Here is a 15,162-nt window from a genome sequence, read left to right on the forward strand (position 1 = left end):
TTGCGCGTTCGCCACATTGCCCTGCAGGAGTTTCGCTCGTGATCAAGCCCCGTACGCCGCCCGGCATCATGGAATTGCTGCCGCGCGAGCAGATCGCGTTCCAGCGCATGCTGGACGTCATCCGCCGCAATTACGAGCGGTTCGGGTTCCTGCCGGTCGAAACCCCGGTGTTCGAACTGTCCGATGTGTTGTTGACCAAATCCGGCGGCGAGACCGAGCGCCAGGTGTACTTCGTGCAGTCCACCGGCGCGCTGGCCAATGCGGCTGCCGCCGCCGACGAGGGCGCCGAGAGCGGCGGCCTGCCGGAGCTGGCGCTGCGCTTCGACCTCACCGTGCCGCTGGCGCGCTATGTGGCCGAGCACGAGCACGAGTTGAGCTTCCCGTTCCGCCGCTATCAGATGCAGCGCGTGTACCGCGGTGAGCGTGCCCAGCGCGGGCGCTTCCGCGAGTTCTACCAGTGCGATATCGACGTGATCGGCAAGGATGCGTTGAGCATCCGCTACGACGCCGAAGTGCTGGCGGTGATCCACGCGGTGTTCGCCGAGCTGGGCATTGGCGAGTTCAAGGTGCAGTTGAACAACCGCAAGCTGCTGCGCGGCTTTTTCGAAAGCCTGGGCGTGGCCGAGGGCGAGCTGCAGCTGGCGGTGCTGCGCGAGGTCGACAAGATCGACAAGCGCGGCGCCGATTACGTGCGCGATACGCTGGTGGGCGAGGGCTTCGGCATCGCCGCCGAGCAGGTGGCCAAGATCCTGGCCTTCGTGGCGGTGCGCTCGAACGGGCATGCCGATGCGCTGGCGCAGTTGCAGGCGCTTGAGGCTTCGGTCGGCGCGAGTGCGACGCTGGGCGAGGGCATTGCCGAGCTGCGCGAAGTGCTGGAATTGGTCAAGGCGCTGGGCGTGCCCGAAAGCGCGTACTGCCTGAACTTCTCGATCGCACGCGGGCTGGATTACTACACCGGCACCGTCTACGAGACCACGCTGACCGACCACCCGCAGATCGGTTCGATCTGCTCGGGCGGCCGCTACGAGAGCCTGGCCAGCCACTACACCAAGTCCAAATTGCCGGGCGTGGGCATTTCGATCGGCCTGACCCGGCTGTTCTGGCAGCTGCGCGAGGCCGGCCTGATCCAGGGCATCGCCGAAAGCAGCGTGCACGCGATGGTGGCGTTGATGGACGAATCGCGCCTGGGCGACGCGCTGGATATCGCGCGCCGGCTACGTATCGGTGGCATCAATACCGAAGTGCAGATGGAGCCGAAGAAGATCGGCAAGCAGTTCCAGTACGCCGCGCGTGCGGGCATCCGCTTCGTGGTGCTGGCCGGCGACGACGAACTGGCGCGCGGCGTGGTGGCGGTCAAGGACCTGGTGCGCGAGCAGCAGTTCGACGTTGCCCGCGACGAGCTGGCCAGCACCTTGCTGGTAGAGCTGGAGCAGGCCAAGGCGATGCTGGTGGCTGGTGGCGTCAAGGCCGATTGAGTCGCTGGCCGGCTAGATAGGGAATGCAGCCAGGTTGGTACAGCGTAGGCGGCGCTCCCGGTACCGATGCGGAAACACACCCACTGACACCTCGCTGTCGGTGGGTTTTTCGTTTCTGATCCGCAGCAGGGTCCGCTACTTCGCTGAACGCTTCGGACTGCAGCGCTTGTCCTACGGACCCTGGTTGCGTTAACGTACTAACACGCTATTACATTAACGCAATGAAACAACGACCCGCTCCCCGCGAAAGTGCCGATGTCGCTGCCTCCCTCAAGATGCTGGCCGATGCCCTGGCGTGCCTGAAGGAGCCCGGCGCGGTCGAGGCCTTTCTGCGCGATCTGTGCACGCCTGCCGAGCTGGAGGCCATGTCCGACCGCTGGCGCGTGGTGCCGTTGTTGATCAAGGGCGTGCCGTATCGCGAGATCCACGAGCTGACCCAGGTCAGCGTGACCACCATCGGGCGCGTTGCACGCACCCTGGAACACGGTGCCGGCGGCTATGCCACGGCCCTGCGCGAGCAATCGGCGCGCCCTGACGAATCCCACTGAGAGAACAAGATGAGTGCTTCCACGGCAGCACCGGCACGTGACCGGTTGCGTATCGCCATCCAGAAGAGCGGCCGCCTGGCCGAACCGGCGCGCAGCCTGCTGGCCGCCTGCGGGCTGAGCTGGCGGCAGAGCCGCGACAAATTGTTCTGCTACGGCGAATCGCTGCCGGTGGACCTGCTGCTGGTGCGCGACGACGACATCCCAGGCCTGATCGCTGATGGCGTCTGCGACCTGGGCATCGTCGGCCAGAACGAGCTGGAAGAGCAGGCCGCCGAGCGCCGCCGCAACGGCTTGCCGGCCGCGTATCACGCGGTGCGCGGGGTCGGTTTCGGCCAGTGCCGCCTGATGCTCGCGGTGCCGGAGGAGTGGGACTGGCAGGGTGTGGCGCAACTGGCCGGCAAGCGCATCGCCACCAGCTACCCGGCGATCCTGGCCGACTGGCTGGAGCGCCAGGGCATCGATGCGTCGGTGGTGGAGCTCTCCGGCTCGGTGGAAATCGCACCGCGCCTGGGCACCGCCGATCTGATCTGCGATCTGGTCTCCAGCGGCGCCACCCTGGCCGCCAACCAGCTCAAGCCGGTCGAACTGGTCATGGAAAGCGAAGCGGTGCTGGCCGGCGCAGTGCGCGAACCGGCCGATGCACGTGCCGCCTTGCTGGCGATGCTGCTGCGGCGCATGGACGGCGTGCTCAAGTTGCGCGATAGCAAGCTGCTGATGTTCCGCGCCGAACAGGACAACGTGGATGCGCTGCGCCGCCTACTGCCCGACGCCGACCCACTGGTGCAGTTGCCAGACGATGGAAACGGCGTACTGCGGTTGCAAACCATGTGTCATGGCGCGGTGACCTGGCAACGGCTGGAAGAACTCGAACGCGCAGGTGCGCAAGGTCTGATGGTGTTGACGGTGGAGCGCTCGCTGGCATGAACATTCTCGATTGGTCGCAACTGGACTCCGCTGCACGCAGCCAGGCATTGACCCGCCCGGTGCAGACCGTGGCCACGCAGACACGCGATGCGGTCGCTGCGTTGATTGCCGATGTGCGCGCCCGAGGCGATGTCGCATTGCGCGACATCACTGCGCGCTTCGATGGCGTGTCGCTGGAGAGCTTCGCCGTGAGCGAGGCCGAATTCGCCGCCGCCGAAGCGGCGGTGGCCCCGGAACTGCGTCAGGCCATGCGGGACGCGGTGGCGCGGATCGACACCTTCCACCGCGCCGGCATGAGCGCAGGCTATGCGGTGGAAACCGCGCCGGGCGTGGTATGCGAAAAGATCGTGCGGCCGATCGGCCGGGTCGGCCTGTATGTGCCGGCCGGAAGCGCGCCGTTGCCGTCGACCGCATTGATGCTCGGTGTGCCGGCGCGCCTGGCCGGTTGCCGCGAAGTCGTGCTGTGCACGCCGCCGCGTAAGGACGGCAGCGTGGATCCGGCGGTGCTGGTGGCCGCGCAGCTCACCGGCGTGCGCCGTGTGTTCAAGCTCGGTGGTGCGCAGGCGATTGCGGCAATGGCCTATGGCACCGAATCGGTGCCGAGTTGCGACAAGTTGTTCGGGCCGGGCAACAGCTTCGTTACCGAAGCCAAGCAGCAGGTGGCGCAGTCCGGTGCAGCGGCGATCGACATGCCGGCTGGCCCATCCGAAGTGCTGGTGATCGCCGATGCCGGTGCGCAGCCGGCCTTTGTCGCTGCCGATCTGCTCTCGCAGGCCGAACATGGCCCTGATTCGCAAGTGTTGCTGCTTTCTGACAGCGATGCGTTGATCGCAGCTGTAGAGGCGCAGCTGGACGTTCAGCTGGCGCAACTGTCGCGCGCAGAGATCGCGCGCCAGGCTCTGGCGCAATCGCGCCTGATCAAGGTGACCACGCTGGACGAGGCATTTGCGATCAGCAACCGCTATGCGCCGGAACACCTGATTCTCGCACTGCGCGAACCGCGTGCGTGGCTGAGCCAGGTCGAAGCGGCCGGCTCGGTGTTTTTAGGCGATTACACGCCCGAAGCGCTCGGCGATTACTGCAGCGGCACCAACCACGTATTGCCGACCAGCGGCGCGGCACGTGCCTATAGCGGCGTGAGCGTGGCCAGCTTTCAGAACATGGTCAGCGTGCAGGCCGCCAGCAAGGCCGGCATCGATGGCATCGGGGAATGCGCCTTGATTCTGGCGCGTGCCGAAGGCCTGGATGCGCACGCCAATGCGGTGGCGTTGCGGATGGGAGTGGCAGCATGAGTACCTCATCGATTCTGGATCTTGTGCGCGAGGACCTGCGCGCCTTCGCCGGCTACTCGTCGGCACGTACCAGCGCCTTGCAGGGCGATGTGTGGCTCAACGCCAACGAGTCGGCGTGGGGAAATCCGGCCGACCCGGGAGCCAGCACGCGGCGCTATCCGGATCCGCAACCCAAGGGTTTGCGCAGCGCGCTGGCGACGCTGTACGGCTGCGCGCCCGAGCAGCTATTGATCGGCCGCGGCAGCGACGAGGCGATCGATCTGCTGGTGCGCGGACTGTGCGTGCCCGAGCGCGATGCGGTGGTGGTGACGCCGCCGGTGTTCGGCATGTACGCGGTGTGCGCGCGCTTGCAGAACGCGCCGTTGGTCGAAGTGCCGCTGGTGGACGGGCCTGAGGGTTTCCACGCGGATATCCCGGCGATTGTCGAAGCAGCGCTGAGCTCGCAGGCCAAGCTGGTCTTTCTTTGCTCGCCGTCCAACCCGGCCGGCTCGGCGATTGCGTTGGACGAGATCGAAACCGCCTTGCAGGCATTGCAGGGCAAAGCGCTGGTGGTTGTCGATGAAGCCTATGGCGAATTCTCCGATGTGCCATCGGCAGTGAGTCTGCTTGCGCGCTACGACAATCTGGCCGTGTTGCGCACGCTGTCCAAGGCGCATGCGCTGGCGGCGGCACGCATCGGCAGCCTGATCGCCAACGCCGAATTGATCGCCTTGCTGCGGCGCTGCCAGGCGCCGTACCCGGTGCCGACCCCGTGCGCGGCGATGGCCGAGCAGGCCTTGTCGGCGCCGGCGCTGGAAGTCACCCGTCGGCGCATTGCGGAGGTGCGCAGCGAGCGCACACGCGTGCACAAGGCGCTTGAACAACTGGCCGGTGTGCGTCAGGTGTATCCCTCGCAAGGCAACTTCCTGCTGGTGCGCTTCGACGATGCCGAAGCGGCATTTCAGGCGCTGCTGGAGGCCGGTGTGGTGGTGCGCGACCAACGCGCGGTGCCGCAGCTGTTCGATGCACTGCGCATCACCCTGGGCACGCACGAACAGAACGAACGCGTGCTGAGCGCGCTGCAACGCAAGCAGGAGGCCGCCGCATGACCCCGATTCTTTTCGTCGACCGCGACGGCACGCTGATCACCGAGCCGGCGGATTATCAAATCGACGCCTACGAAAAACTGCGCTTCGTCGACAACGTGATTCCGGCGATGCTCAAGTTGCGCGATGCCGGCTACCAGTTCGTCATCGTCAGCAATCAGGACGGCCTGGGCAGCGAAAGCTATCCGCGTGCGTCCTTCGATGGCCCCAACAACCTGATGCTGCAGATCTTCGCCAGCCAGGGCATCGTGTTCCGCGAAGTGTTGATCGACTGCAGCTGGCCCGCCGACAACGCGCCCACGCGCAAACCCGGTGTCGGCCTGATGGTGCCGTATCTGCAGGACCGCACCATCGACTGGGCACGCTCGGCGATGGTGGGCGACCGCATCACCGACATTCAGTTCGCGCAGAACCTCAATATCCGTGGCTTCCAGCTGCGTACCGACGAATTCGGAGGCGAGTGGGATTGGCCCGGCATTGCGCACGAGCTCGCCGATGCGCCAAGGCGCGCGGTAGTCCAGCGCAACACAAAGGAAACCAAGATCCGCGTCGAACTGGATCTGGATCGCGTGGCCGAACCGCACACCGCCACCGGCCTGCCGTTCTTCGATCACATGCTGGAACAGATCGGCAAACACGGCGGCTTTGCGCTGGACATCCGTGCCGAAGGCGATCTGCATATCGATGAGCACCACACCATCGAGGACACCGGTCTGGCGCTGGGTCAGGCCTTGCGCGAAGCGCTGGGCGATAAGCGCGGCATCGGCCGTTATGGTTTTGATCCGGAAAGCAGCCCATGGCGTGTTGCTGGTGACACCGCGCAACATGGCTTCACGCTGCCGATGGACGAAACCATCGCCAGTGCCGCGCTGGATTTCAGTGGCCGGCCGTACTTCGTGTTCGAAGGCGACTTCAAGCGCGAACGCGTAGGCGACATGCCCACCGAACTGGTGCCGCATTTTTTCCGTTCGATCTGCGATGCGTCCGGTTTGAATCTGCACCTGAGCGTGCGCGGCGAGAACGATCACCACAAGGTCGAAGCCTGCTTCAAGGCCCTGGCGCGTGCGCTGCGTCAGGCGATCCGCCGCGAAGGTACCGCGTTGCCGTCGACCAAGGGTGCGCTATGACCGACCTTGCGCTGATCGATGCCGGCGGCGCCAATCTCGGCTCGGTGCGCTATGCGTTGGAGCGGCTGGGCGTGGAAGCGCGCGTGGTACGTGATGCCGAAGGTTTGCAGGGCGCGCAGCGCGTCATCCTGCCCGGCGTCGGCGCCGCACCCGAGGCGATGTCGCGCTTGCGCGCGCAGGGCTTAATCGAACCGTTGCGACAACTGCAGGTGCCGCTGATCGGCATCTGTTTAGGGATGCAATTGCTGTTTGAACATTCCGAAGAAGGCGATGTCGATTGCCTCGGGCTGTTGCCGGGCATCGTGCGCCACATGACGCCTGCGCTGGGCATTCGCGTGCCGCATATGGGCTGGAATCAGCTGGTGCCGATGCGCGAATCCGCGTTGCTGGCGGGTCTGCCGGAGCGTGCAAGCGCCTATTTTGTGCATGGCTACGCCGCGCCGATGACGGCCGACACAGTAGCCGCCTGCGATCACGGTGGCTTGTTTACCGCGGTGGTACAGCAAGGCCTGCGCTGCGGCGCGCAGTTCCACCCCGAGCGTTCGGCCGAAACCGGTGCACGCATCCTGCGCAATTTTCTTGAGATGAGCTTCCCATGAGTTTCACCGTTTACCCGGCGCTGGATATCCGCAACGGCCGCGTGGTGCGTTTGCTGCAAGGCGATTACGCGCGCGAAACCCAGTACGGCGACGATGTACTGCCCCGCGCGCAGGCGTTTGCCGATGCCGGCGCGCAGTGGATGCATCTGGTCGATCTGGATGCGGCAAAGGCGGGCGGCTACACCTTGGCCGCGACACTCGGCGAGATCGTGCGCCAGACTGGCCTGCAGGTGCAGACCGGCGGCGGTGTGCGTTCACGCGAGGATGTGGCGCGCATCCTCAATGCCGGCGCCGCACGCGTAGTGATTGGCTCATTGGCGGTGCGCGAGGCCGACACCGTCATCGACTGGCTGCAGGAATTCGGTGCCGATCGCTTGACCATCGCGCTGGATACCAGGCAAGACGCCCACGGCGTCTGGCAATTGCCGGTGCATGGCTGGACCGAAGCGGCCGAGGCCACGCTGGACCAACTGGCCGTGCGTTACGCGCAGGCCGGTCTGCAACATCTGCTATGCACCGACATTGCCCGCGACGGCATGCTGTCCGGCCCCAACATGGACCTGTACGCGCACCTGCGCACGCTGGCGCCGCAACTGCAGGTGCAGGTCTCCGGCGGTGCGCGCAATCTGGCCGATGTGGCTGCCGCCAAGGCCGCAGGCTGCGCCGGCATCGTGCTCGGCAAGGCCTTGCTGGAAGGGCATCTGGCGTTGAAGGAGGCACTGGCATGCTGAGTCGCCGCATCATTCCCTGCCTGGACGTGCGCGACGGGCGCGTGGTCAAGGGCGTCAAGTTCCGCGACCACATCGACATGGGCGACATCGTCGAGCTGGCGCTGCGCTATCGCGCGCAAGGTGCCGACGAGCTGGTGTTCTACGACATCGGCGCCAGCCCGGAAGGACGCTCGGTCGATTACACCTGGGTCGAGCGGGTCGCGCGGTTGATCGATATTCCGTTCTGCGTAGCCGGCGGCATCCGCGATGTGGACACCGCGCGCGCGGTGCTGCATGCCGGTGCCGACAAGATTTCGATCAACTCGCCCGCGCTTGGCCGCCCACAATTGATCTCCGAGCTGGCCGATGCTTTCGGCGTGCAATGCGTGGTGGTCGGTGTCGATTCGATCCGCGAGGAAGATGGTGAGTGGCGCGTGCGCCGCTACACCGGCGATCCGAGCAAGACGCAGGCCTTGCCGATGCGCACCCTGGATTGGGTGGCCGAAGCGCAGCGTCTGGGTGCCGGCGAGATCGTGCTCAACTGCATGGACAACGATGGCGTGCGGCGTGGCTATGACATCGCACAATTGCGTCAGGTGCGTGCGCTGTGCCACGTGCCGTTGATCGCCTCAGGCGGTGCCGGTGAGATGCAGCATTTTGCCGATGTATTCGACCAGGCCGATGTCGATGGCGCCCTGGCGGCGAGCGTGTTTCATAGCGGCGCGATTCCGATTCCGGAACTCAAGCAATTCCTGCGCGCGCAACAGATCGAGGTACGTGATGGGCAGTAACGACAACGAGACGGCAGCGGGCGACGCGCTCGCCACGCTGGACTGGAGCAAGGGCGACGGCTTGCTGCCGGTGGTCGTGCAGGACGCCGACAACCTGCGCGTGCTGATGCTGGGCTACATTAATGCCGAAGCGCTGGCGGTTACCCAACAACGTGGCGAAGTCACCTTCTTCAGCCGCAGCAAGCAGCGTTTGTGGACCAAGGGCGAGAGCTCGGGCAATGTCTTGCGCGTGGTGTCGATCGAGACAGATTGCGACGCCGACACGCTGCTGGTGCAGGCGCGCCCGCATGGGCCAACCTGCCATCTTGGCCGCACCAGTTGCTTCCCGAATGCGCCAGGCCAGTTCCTCGGCAGCCTGGATGCCTTGATCGCCACGCGCGAACACGAGCGCCCGCACGGCAGCTACACCACCAAGCTGTTCGAGCAGGGCATCCGCCGCATCGCGCAGAAGGTGGGCGAAGAGGGCGTGGAAACCGCATTGGCCGGCGTGGTGCAGGGCGATGCCGAGTTGCTGGGCGAATCGGCCGATCTGCTGTATCACCTGATCGTGCTGCTGCGCGCGCGGGGCCTGGGCCTGGGTGATGCGGTGGCGCTGTTGGAGTCGCGGCACAAATAGCGCGCTTGTGTAGGAGCGCCCTCGGGCGCGATGGGGCTTCATCGATAACGCCCATCGCGCCCAAGGGCGCTCCTACGAGGATGTGTCGTATGTCTTTCGGCCTTCAAACCGCGGCGTGCGCCTCGCCACCACAGGTACAATTTCCGCTGATCTTTTCGCGGGAAAACGCATGCAGCTTCGTATCGCTCTGTTGGCCCTGGGATTGCTCGCGGGAAGCGCATACGCGCGCGATGCGGTTGTCGACGGCATCGTCTACGAAGAGCGCGACGGGCGGGCCGGACGCAGCGCGGATGACCTGGGCATCGCCGGTGTGACAGTTTCCAACGGCGAGCAGCTGGTGCGCACCGATGCGCAAGGCCGCTACCGCTTGCCGGTGCGCGACGGGCAGACGGTATTCGTGATCAAGCCGGGCGACCGCAGCTTTGTGCCAACCGCCGACGGACTGCCGGGTTTCTGGCGTCACTACGCGCCCAAGGGGTCGGCCAAGCGCAAGTACCCAGGCATTGCCGCCACCGGGCGCAATACGCACAGCTGGGATTTCGCACTGACCCCGCGCGCAAGTGCTGCCGCCGATGGCTTCCAGATGTTGGTGTTTGCCGACAGCCAGACCGCCAGCCTCGTTGACGTGGGTTACTACCAGCGCGACATCGTGGCGCCGATCGTCGGCAAAACCTCGGCAAAGCTGGGCACCACGTTGGGCGATATCGTCAGCGACGATCTGAGCTTGTATCCGGCCTTGAACAAGGTCACCACGCAGCTGGGCGTGCCGTGGTTCCATGTGCCGGGCAATCACGATCTCAATTTCGATGCGGGCGACGATGCGCATTCGCTGGATAGCTGGCGTGCGGTCTACGGCCCGGACACCTATGCGGTGGAAGAGGCCAACGCCAGCTTCGTGTTTCTGGACGATGTGATCTATACGCCTGGCGCTAAGCCGGCGTATGTCGGCGGACTGCGCGAAGATCAGTTCGTGTTTCTGCAGGCCTATCTTGCGCAGTTGCCGCGCGAGCGCTTGTTGGTGCTGGGCATGCATATTCCATTGTTCGATGCAGCGCCAGGACAGGAAACCTTCCGGCATGCAGATCGCAGTCGCTTGTTTGCGCTACTGAAAAATTTTGCGCATGTGCTGGTGCTCAGCGGGCACAGCCATACCCAGCGGCAGGTCGATCACGGCGCCGACGAAGGGTGGCAGGGCGCCAAACCGCTGCACGAATACAACGTCGGCGCGGCCTGCGGTGCGTTCTGGTCGGGCGCCAAGGACGGCGATGGCATTCCCACCGCCACGATGAGCGACGGCACGCCGAACGGCTATGCGGTGCTGCAGGTGGCGCCCAGCGGCGACTACACACTGGCGTATCACGCCGCGCGCTTGGCCGATGACGCGCAACTGCTGTTGCATGCGCCCAAGGTGCTGCGCCAGGGCGCGTATGCGGCGTGGGGCATCTACGCCAATGTGTTCATGGGGCAGGACGATACCGTTGTTCAGATGCGTATCGACAATGGCGCATGGCAGCCGATGAAGCGGGTGGAGCGTGCCGACCCACGCTTGCTGGCCGAGAACGTGCGCGACGATGCGGCCGAGCAATTGCGCGGCTACGACCGCTCGCCAGAGGCCACACCGTCCACGCATCTATGGCGTGGCGCGTTGCCGACCACGCTGGAGGTTGGCGAGCATACCGTTGAAGTGCGCGCTGCGTTGCCGACTGGTGAGTACAGCGCAAACACGGTGTATCGCTTGCAGCGTGCGGATCCTTGATGGAGAGGCGTGCGTCGTGCGTGGGTTCTTGGTGTGTAGCCCATCGCGCATAAATGCGCTCCTACGGCATTTATTGGTCGGAACGTTTGCGTTGGATGCGACGCATCAACCCTATCGCCAGAAACACAAACGCCTCCACAAGGGAGGCGTGTTGGGATCCGGGCTGGCAGGCGATGGCGCGCTGGCGGGGATCGATGCTGGCTGGCGTGCGCTGGCTGGCCGCGCGAGTGTAGCGAGGCCGCGCAAGCGCTGACGAAATGAGAATTAGTCTCAGCGCGTTGCAGCTGTCAGGGTGTCGACGGCGCAGGTACAGGCGACGGTTTGCGCGCAGTGGTGGAGGCCGTCGGCAGCTTGGTTTTCGTCGGGCTGTCCGTTGACTCAGCCTCGGAGTCGGCATTCGGATCGACGTCCTGCTCGGTTTCCGGCGCAAACTCCAGCGGCGGATACGGATAGGCAACCGCCGGCCCTGCGTGCAGCCCTGCACGCCAGCGTGCCAGCACCGGCGCGATGCGTCTGCCGAGCGATTGCTGCGGCGATGAGGGCAATTCGCCGTCCTGTTTCTCGCGCGCGGTGATGGCGGCCTTGGCTACATCGAACGCAGCCAACGGGTCATCGCGCTGGTTCATCGCATCGATCAGCCAGGCCTGGCCGAAGTAGGTCGCGTTGGAGGTATTGCCGCAGCCGAACGATGGGCGATCGGCACGCGCGGCGGTGAGGATCAGCGTGTCCGGCGAGCGCAGTGCCGGGATGAAACCACCCGAATAGCAGGCCGACAACACGATGATGCGATTGCCGATGCCGGCATCGTCCAGCGCCTTGCGCAGGTCCTGCGGACTGATGAAATCCTCTTCGTTTTCGTCCACCTGCACGTACAGCGCGTGGTCTTCGGTGCCATGGGTGGTGACGAACAGCAGCAGCGCGTCTTCCTTGCGATCCATGCGCTTGCCGACCGCGGCGAGTGTGTCGTACAGGTTGTCGTAGGTCGCCAGCGGTGCGTATGGCTGCTCGCCCAGATTGTCCGGGTTGTTGACCAGCGTGACCACGCGGCCGCGCGCATCGAAACGCTGCTCGAACAGCTGCTTGAGGTACAGCGTCTCGTTGCGGAACACATCGTCGCTGGCATCGCCGGCGAAGCCGACCACATACAGATCGGTGATGCCGGGGCGCTGTGGCTGCAACGCTTTCAATGCCTGCGCAAGCGCGGCCTGATCGACCGCATCGACCTCGTCCTGAGTTGCCGCAGCCTGGCTCTTCGCAGATTGGCTCGGCAACGTGGCACCTGCATCCGGATGGCAGCCGGCCATCAAGGTCACGATGACGATCAACAGCGACAGGCGCCGCAGCAAGGCGTTCGATCCGGTGGTGAAATTCAGCGACATGAAAAACGCCGAGGTCTGAGAGAAACGGGTGGGCGCCTGGGCGCAGTGATCGCAACGCAGACCGTGACGTCGCATGACGTCCACCGATCCATTTCATGCACGTCTTGAAGAACAGGTCTTGCGGAACACGTTTTGTAGAGCGGGCCTTTAAGAGTGGCTAGCAAACTACTGCGCAGCCGCCAGGCGGGCGCGATCGGTGCTCGGAATCGGCATATACCACTTGTACACTCCGGTTCCTCCGCGCCCTTCGCGCCCACCTGACAGTGTTGTTAGCCGCTCCAAGTGCATGCATCGCCGATACTTCATCGGCATCATCCGCCGGCATAACCGGCTAACAAAACCAAGCCGGCGGTCGTCCTATGGATTTGGACGGCGCGCCCAAGGCCGCAGCCTGCGCGTGCCACATGCGCGTGATACATGCCGCATCGAAAACCGACTGCGCCCGCCCGACAATGCGCCCAGCCGGTTTGTCGAGCGCGCTTACAGCACCAACTGGTTAAAACTCTCCACACGTTGATGGCTACCGACATCCTCGGCCGAGCGCGGGGTGGGGTAGTCCTCCAGACGGTCCAGCAACGCGGTGCGCATGCCGGCACGTTTGGCGGCATCGAGCTCTTCGATCACGTCCGACAAAAACAGGATCTCGCCAGGCGGCACCCCGATGCGTTCGGCAATACGCCGATAGCTGGCGGTCTCGCGCTTGGGGCCGACTTCGGTATCGAACCAGTCGCTGACCAGCCCGCTCAGGTCGCCGGCATCGCTGTGCGCGAAGAACAGCTTCTGCGCCGGCACCGAGCCGGACGAATACACATACAGCGGAATGCCGGCCGCGTGCCAGGCCTGCAGCTGGATCGCCGCGTCGGCATAGATATGCGCAGTGAAGTCGGCGGTCTTGTAGCCATCGCCCCAGATCAGCCCCTGCAGGGCCTTGAGCGCGGTGTGCTTGCGGTCCTCGTCGATCCAGGTCTGCAGCGTGCTGACCAGGACCTCGTCGGGCACGTCCTCGCCGATTTCGTCGGCCACCTGATTGAGCCAGTGGCGCACCTGTGGGTGGCTGCCGTGCTCTTGCACATAGGCCGGCATGGCGCGGCGCGCATACGGAAACAACACGTCCTTGACGAACGAGATGCTGCTGGTAGTGCCTTCGATATCGGTGAGGATCGCTTGCGGTCGTGTCATCGTCAGCTGGCCTTGTGAGGTTTCTCGGGGGCGTAGCGGGGGAATTGTTGGGCGATTTCGGTGCCGGTGAAGTGGCCGACCCAGCCATCGGGCTCGGTGAAGAAGCGGATCGCCACAAAGTGCGGCTCCGGCCCCATGTCGAACCAGTGCAGAGTGCTGTCGGGCACCGCGATCAGGTCGTCCTTGACGCATTCGATCTCGTAGACCTTATCGTCCACGTGCAGCGTGAACTGGCCCGAGCCGGCGACGAAGAAGCGCACCTCGTCTTCCTTGTGGAAGTGCTCATCCAGAAATTTGGCGCGCATTTCTTCGCGCTTGGGATTGTCCGGCGCGATGCTGACCACATCGACGGTTTTCAAGCCGCGCTCGGCGCTCAGCCGCTCGATATCCTCGCGATAGGCGGCCATGACCTGTTCGGGTGTGGCGCCCGGCTCGATCGGCTGCGTGGCCTGCCAGCGCTCGAAGGTCACGCCGATCTTGCTCAGCTCGGCGGCGATCTGCTCGCCGTCGCGGCTATCGAACTGCGCCAGGTTGGGGTCGGAATCGTTGAAGATGCGAAGTCGGCTCATGGCGATCTGGCTCACAAGGTGTAGGGGAGGTGGCGAGGGCTCAGCGCGTGCCGCGCAGTTTCAGCAGCTCGAGTTCGCAATGCAGCAGGAACTCGAACGCCTCCAGATGCCGGCGCGCCTCGGCCATGTTGCGGCCCCAGGCATACAGGCCGTGTCCTTCGATGAGATACCCCCACAGGTTCTGTTTGTCCAGCAAGGCTTCGACCTGCGCGGCCAGCACCTGCATGTCCTGGGTATTGGCGAACACTGGCACGTCCACCGCAGTTTCATGGGTGGTGTTGCCTTCGAAGGCTTTCAACAGCTCGTAGCCCTCCAGCCGGATCACGCCGCTGCCGGCGTACAGCCGCGAGGCGATGGTCTGCACCGGTGAATGCGTGTGCAGCACGCAGCCGATCTCCGGAAACCGGCGGTACAGCTGGGTGTGCAGCAGGGTTTCGGCAGATGGGCGCAACGGCCGGCCGACGGCCAGGCCATCGAAGTCCACCACCATGATGTCTTCTTCGACCAGGCGGCCCTTGTCGCGGCCGGACACGGTGATCGCGGCGTGCTGTTCGTCCAGGCGATGGGAGAAATTGCTGCTGGTGGCCGGCGTCCAGCCGGCCTGGGCCAGCTCGCGGATGTTGCCGATCAACAACTGCGCCAGCTCGTGCAGACGCGCGGCGCTATAGGGCAGGGGGGCAGTGGTCGCATTCATGGGCCTATTCTACTGCGCCACTCGATTACGGCCAGGTGCAGCGCAGCAGGGTGTGTTCCTACCACGCCCGGACCGAGAAGCGGCTGGCAAAAACGTAGAGCGCGCGCCTGACAGTTGTTGGATGCAGTCAGACGCGCAGGTCAAACGCAAACGCTGAGTCGGTCGAGGGCGCGGTGCCCTCACCGCTCGCGGGACACGCCGTGAACCCGTCCCTGGGGACTCGGTGGCGGCATCCATGCCGCCACACGGTCCCGCAATCGGCGAGGACACCGCACCAGAAAGTTTGCAGGTCGCTTCTTTGAAAGCCTGCCTATTATTCGTTCGCGTTGCGACGATGATCGGACGCGCCGTCATCCAAAAACGCGCGTATTGCACTGCTTGCAACCATGCACACCGACACTCTCGATTGATCCTTGCT

Annotated in this window: 15 protein-coding genes and 1 other RNA gene; 12 read left to right on the plus strand and 4 right to left on the minus strand. The window is 64.8% G+C overall.

What is annotated here, in order from left to right; genetic code table 11:
* The first annotated feature begins 38 nt into the window (after positions 1 to 38).
* From hisS to AC1KVG_RS19505, 11 genes are all read left to right on the plus strand, one after another.
* The gene (gene hisS / locus AC1KVG_RS19455; protein ID WP_481095472.1) at positions 39 to 1,475 is read left to right on the plus strand and encodes a histidine--tRNA ligase; all 1,437 of its coding nucleotides are present in this window, start codon (positions 39 to 41) and stop codon (positions 1,473 to 1,475) included.
* A gap of 221 nt (positions 1,476 to 1,696) precedes the next feature.
* On the plus strand, positions 1,697 to 2,023 hold the full coding sequence (locus tag AC1KVG_RS19460) for a YerC/YecD family TrpR-related protein (RefSeq protein ID WP_168959725.1): 327 nt from the start codon (positions 1,697 to 1,699) through the stop codon (positions 2,021 to 2,023).
* Positions 2,024 to 2,032: 9 nt separating this feature from the next.
* Positions 2,033 to 2,947, plus strand: coding sequence for an ATP phosphoribosyltransferase (gene hisG / locus AC1KVG_RS19465; protein WP_176341824.1), 915 nt, complete (start codon positions 2,033 to 2,035; stop codon positions 2,945 to 2,947).
* A complete protein-coding gene (hisD, locus tag AC1KVG_RS19470) occupies positions 2,944 to 4,239 on the plus strand; it encodes a histidinol dehydrogenase (protein ID WP_481095473.1) in 1,296 nt (431 codons plus the stop codon). Before hisG ends, hisD begins: the two co-directional genes overlap by 4 nt.
* Positions 4,236 to 5,327, plus strand: coding sequence for a histidinol-phosphate transaminase (gene hisC, locus AC1KVG_RS19475; RefSeq protein WP_481095474.1), 1,092 nt, complete (start codon positions 4,236 to 4,238; stop codon positions 5,325 to 5,327). Before hisD ends, hisC begins: the two co-directional genes overlap by 4 nt.
* Positions 5,324 to 6,451 (plus strand): bifunctional histidinol-phosphatase/imidazoleglycerol-phosphate dehydratase HisB, encoded by a 1,128-nt coding sequence (gene hisB / locus AC1KVG_RS19480; RefSeq protein WP_481095475.1) that lies wholly within the window; start codon positions 5,324 to 5,326, stop codon positions 6,449 to 6,451. Before hisC ends, hisB begins: the two co-directional genes overlap by 4 nt.
* Complete coding sequence (gene hisH, locus AC1KVG_RS19485) at positions 6,448 to 7,050, plus strand: imidazole glycerol phosphate synthase subunit HisH (protein ID WP_481095476.1); 603 nt, start codon at positions 6,448 to 6,450, stop codon at positions 7,048 to 7,050. Before hisB ends, hisH begins: the two co-directional genes overlap by 4 nt.
* Entirely contained in the window at positions 7,047 to 7,781 is a 735-nt protein-coding gene (hisA, locus tag AC1KVG_RS19490; RefSeq protein WP_481095477.1) for a 1-(5-phosphoribosyl)-5-[(5-phosphoribosylamino)methylideneamino]imidazole-4-carboxamide isomerase, read from the plus strand. The genes hisH and hisA overlap by 4 nt, the downstream gene beginning before the upstream one ends.
* Entirely contained in the window at positions 7,775 to 8,551 is a 777-nt protein-coding gene (gene hisF / locus AC1KVG_RS19495) for an imidazole glycerol phosphate synthase subunit HisF (RefSeq protein WP_481095478.1), read from the plus strand. The genes hisA and hisF overlap by 7 nt, the downstream gene beginning before the upstream one ends.
* Positions 8,541 to 9,167, plus strand: coding sequence for a bifunctional phosphoribosyl-AMP cyclohydrolase/phosphoribosyl-ATP diphosphatase HisIE (hisIE, locus tag AC1KVG_RS19500; RefSeq protein WP_481095479.1), 627 nt, complete (start codon positions 8,541 to 8,543; stop codon positions 9,165 to 9,167). The genes hisF and hisIE overlap by 11 nt, the downstream gene beginning before the upstream one ends.
* 169 nt (positions 9,168 to 9,336) lie before the next feature.
* Entirely contained in the window at positions 9,337 to 10,923 is a 1,587-nt protein-coding gene (locus tag AC1KVG_RS19505) for a calcineurin-like phosphoesterase C-terminal domain-containing protein (protein ID WP_481095480.1), read from the plus strand.
* A 287-nt stretch (positions 10,924 to 11,210) separates the two neighbouring features.
* On the opposite strand, the gene AC1KVG_RS19510 is transcribed toward AC1KVG_RS19505, so the two are convergent.
* The gene (locus AC1KVG_RS19510) at positions 11,211 to 12,302 is read right to left on the minus strand and encodes a C13 family peptidase (RefSeq protein WP_481095481.1); all 1,092 of its coding nucleotides are present in this window, start codon (positions 12,300 to 12,302) and stop codon (positions 11,211 to 11,213) included.
* Between the two features lie 211 nt (positions 12,303 to 12,513).
* On the opposite strand from AC1KVG_RS19510, the gene AC1KVG_RS19515 reads away from it, so the two are divergent.
* Positions 12,514 to 12,577: non-coding RNA, sX9 sRNA (locus AC1KVG_RS19515), on the plus strand.
* Between the two features lie 205 nt (positions 12,578 to 12,782).
* Here AC1KVG_RS19515 and mtnC read toward each other — a convergent pair.
* Genes mtnC through AC1KVG_RS19530 form a run of 3 tightly spaced genes read right to left on the minus strand, consistent with a single transcriptional unit; the run spans position 12,783 to position 14,744 of the window.
* The gene (gene mtnC / locus AC1KVG_RS19520; RefSeq protein WP_006450772.1) at positions 12,783 to 13,481 is read right to left on the minus strand and encodes an acireductone synthase; all 699 of its coding nucleotides are present in this window, start codon (positions 13,479 to 13,481) and stop codon (positions 12,783 to 12,785) included.
* A 2-nt stretch (positions 13,482 to 13,483) separates the two neighbouring features.
* A complete protein-coding gene (locus AC1KVG_RS19525) occupies positions 13,484 to 14,050 on the minus strand; it encodes a 1,2-dihydroxy-3-keto-5-methylthiopentene dioxygenase (protein WP_043889181.1) in 567 nt (188 codons plus the stop codon).
* A 40-nt stretch (positions 14,051 to 14,090) separates the two neighbouring features.
* Complete coding sequence (locus AC1KVG_RS19530) at positions 14,091 to 14,744, minus strand: methylthioribulose 1-phosphate dehydratase (protein WP_023903823.1); 654 nt, start codon at positions 14,742 to 14,744, stop codon at positions 14,091 to 14,093.
* Positions 14,745 to 15,162: the final 418 nt, after the last annotated feature.

The sequence above is a fragment of the Xanthomonas sp. NCPPB 3959 genome (genome assembly GCF_056675575.1).

Coding starts and splice junctions, on each gene's coding strand:
- hisD (WP_481095473.1), top strand. CDS start 2,944: ATGAACATTCTCGATTGGTCGCAACTGGACTCCGCTGCACGCAGCCAG.
- hisC (WP_481095474.1), top strand. CDS start 4,236: ATGAGTACCTCATCGATTCTGGATCTTGTGCGCGAGGACCTGCGCGCC.
- hisIE (WP_481095479.1), top strand. CDS start 8,541: ATGGGCAGTAACGACAACGAGACGGCAGCGGGCGACGCGCTCGCCACG.
- hisG (WP_176341824.1), top strand. CDS start 2,033: ATGAGTGCTTCCACGGCAGCACCGGCACGTGACCGGTTGCGTATCGCC.
- hisF (WP_481095478.1), top strand. CDS start 7,775: ATGCTGAGTCGCCGCATCATTCCCTGCCTGGACGTGCGCGACGGGCGC.
- hisH (WP_481095476.1), top strand. CDS start 6,448: ATGACCGACCTTGCGCTGATCGATGCCGGCGGCGCCAATCTCGGCTCG.
- hisA (WP_481095477.1), top strand. CDS start 7,047: ATGAGTTTCACCGTTTACCCGGCGCTGGATATCCGCAACGGCCGCGTG.
- AC1KVG_RS19505 (WP_481095480.1), top strand. CDS start 9,337: ATGCAGCTTCGTATCGCTCTGTTGGCCCTGGGATTGCTCGCGGGAAGC.
- hisB (WP_481095475.1), top strand. CDS start 5,324: ATGACCCCGATTCTTTTCGTCGACCGCGACGGCACGCTGATCACCGAG.
- mtnC (WP_006450772.1), bottom strand. CDS start 13,481: ATGACACGACCGCAAGCGATCCTCACCGATATCGAAGGCACTACCAGC.
- AC1KVG_RS19525 (WP_043889181.1), bottom strand. CDS start 14,050: ATGAGCCGACTTCGCATCTTCAACGATTCCGACCCCAACCTGGCGCAG.
- AC1KVG_RS19510 (WP_481095481.1), bottom strand. CDS start 12,302: ATGTCGCTGAATTTCACCACCGGATCGAACGCCTTGCTGCGGCGCCTG.
- AC1KVG_RS19530 (WP_023903823.1), bottom strand. CDS start 14,744: ATGAATGCGACCACTGCCCCCCTGCCCTATAGCGCCGCGCGTCTGCAC.
- AC1KVG_RS19460 (WP_168959725.1), top strand. CDS start 1,697: ATGAAACAACGACCCGCTCCCCGCGAAAGTGCCGATGTCGCTGCCTCC.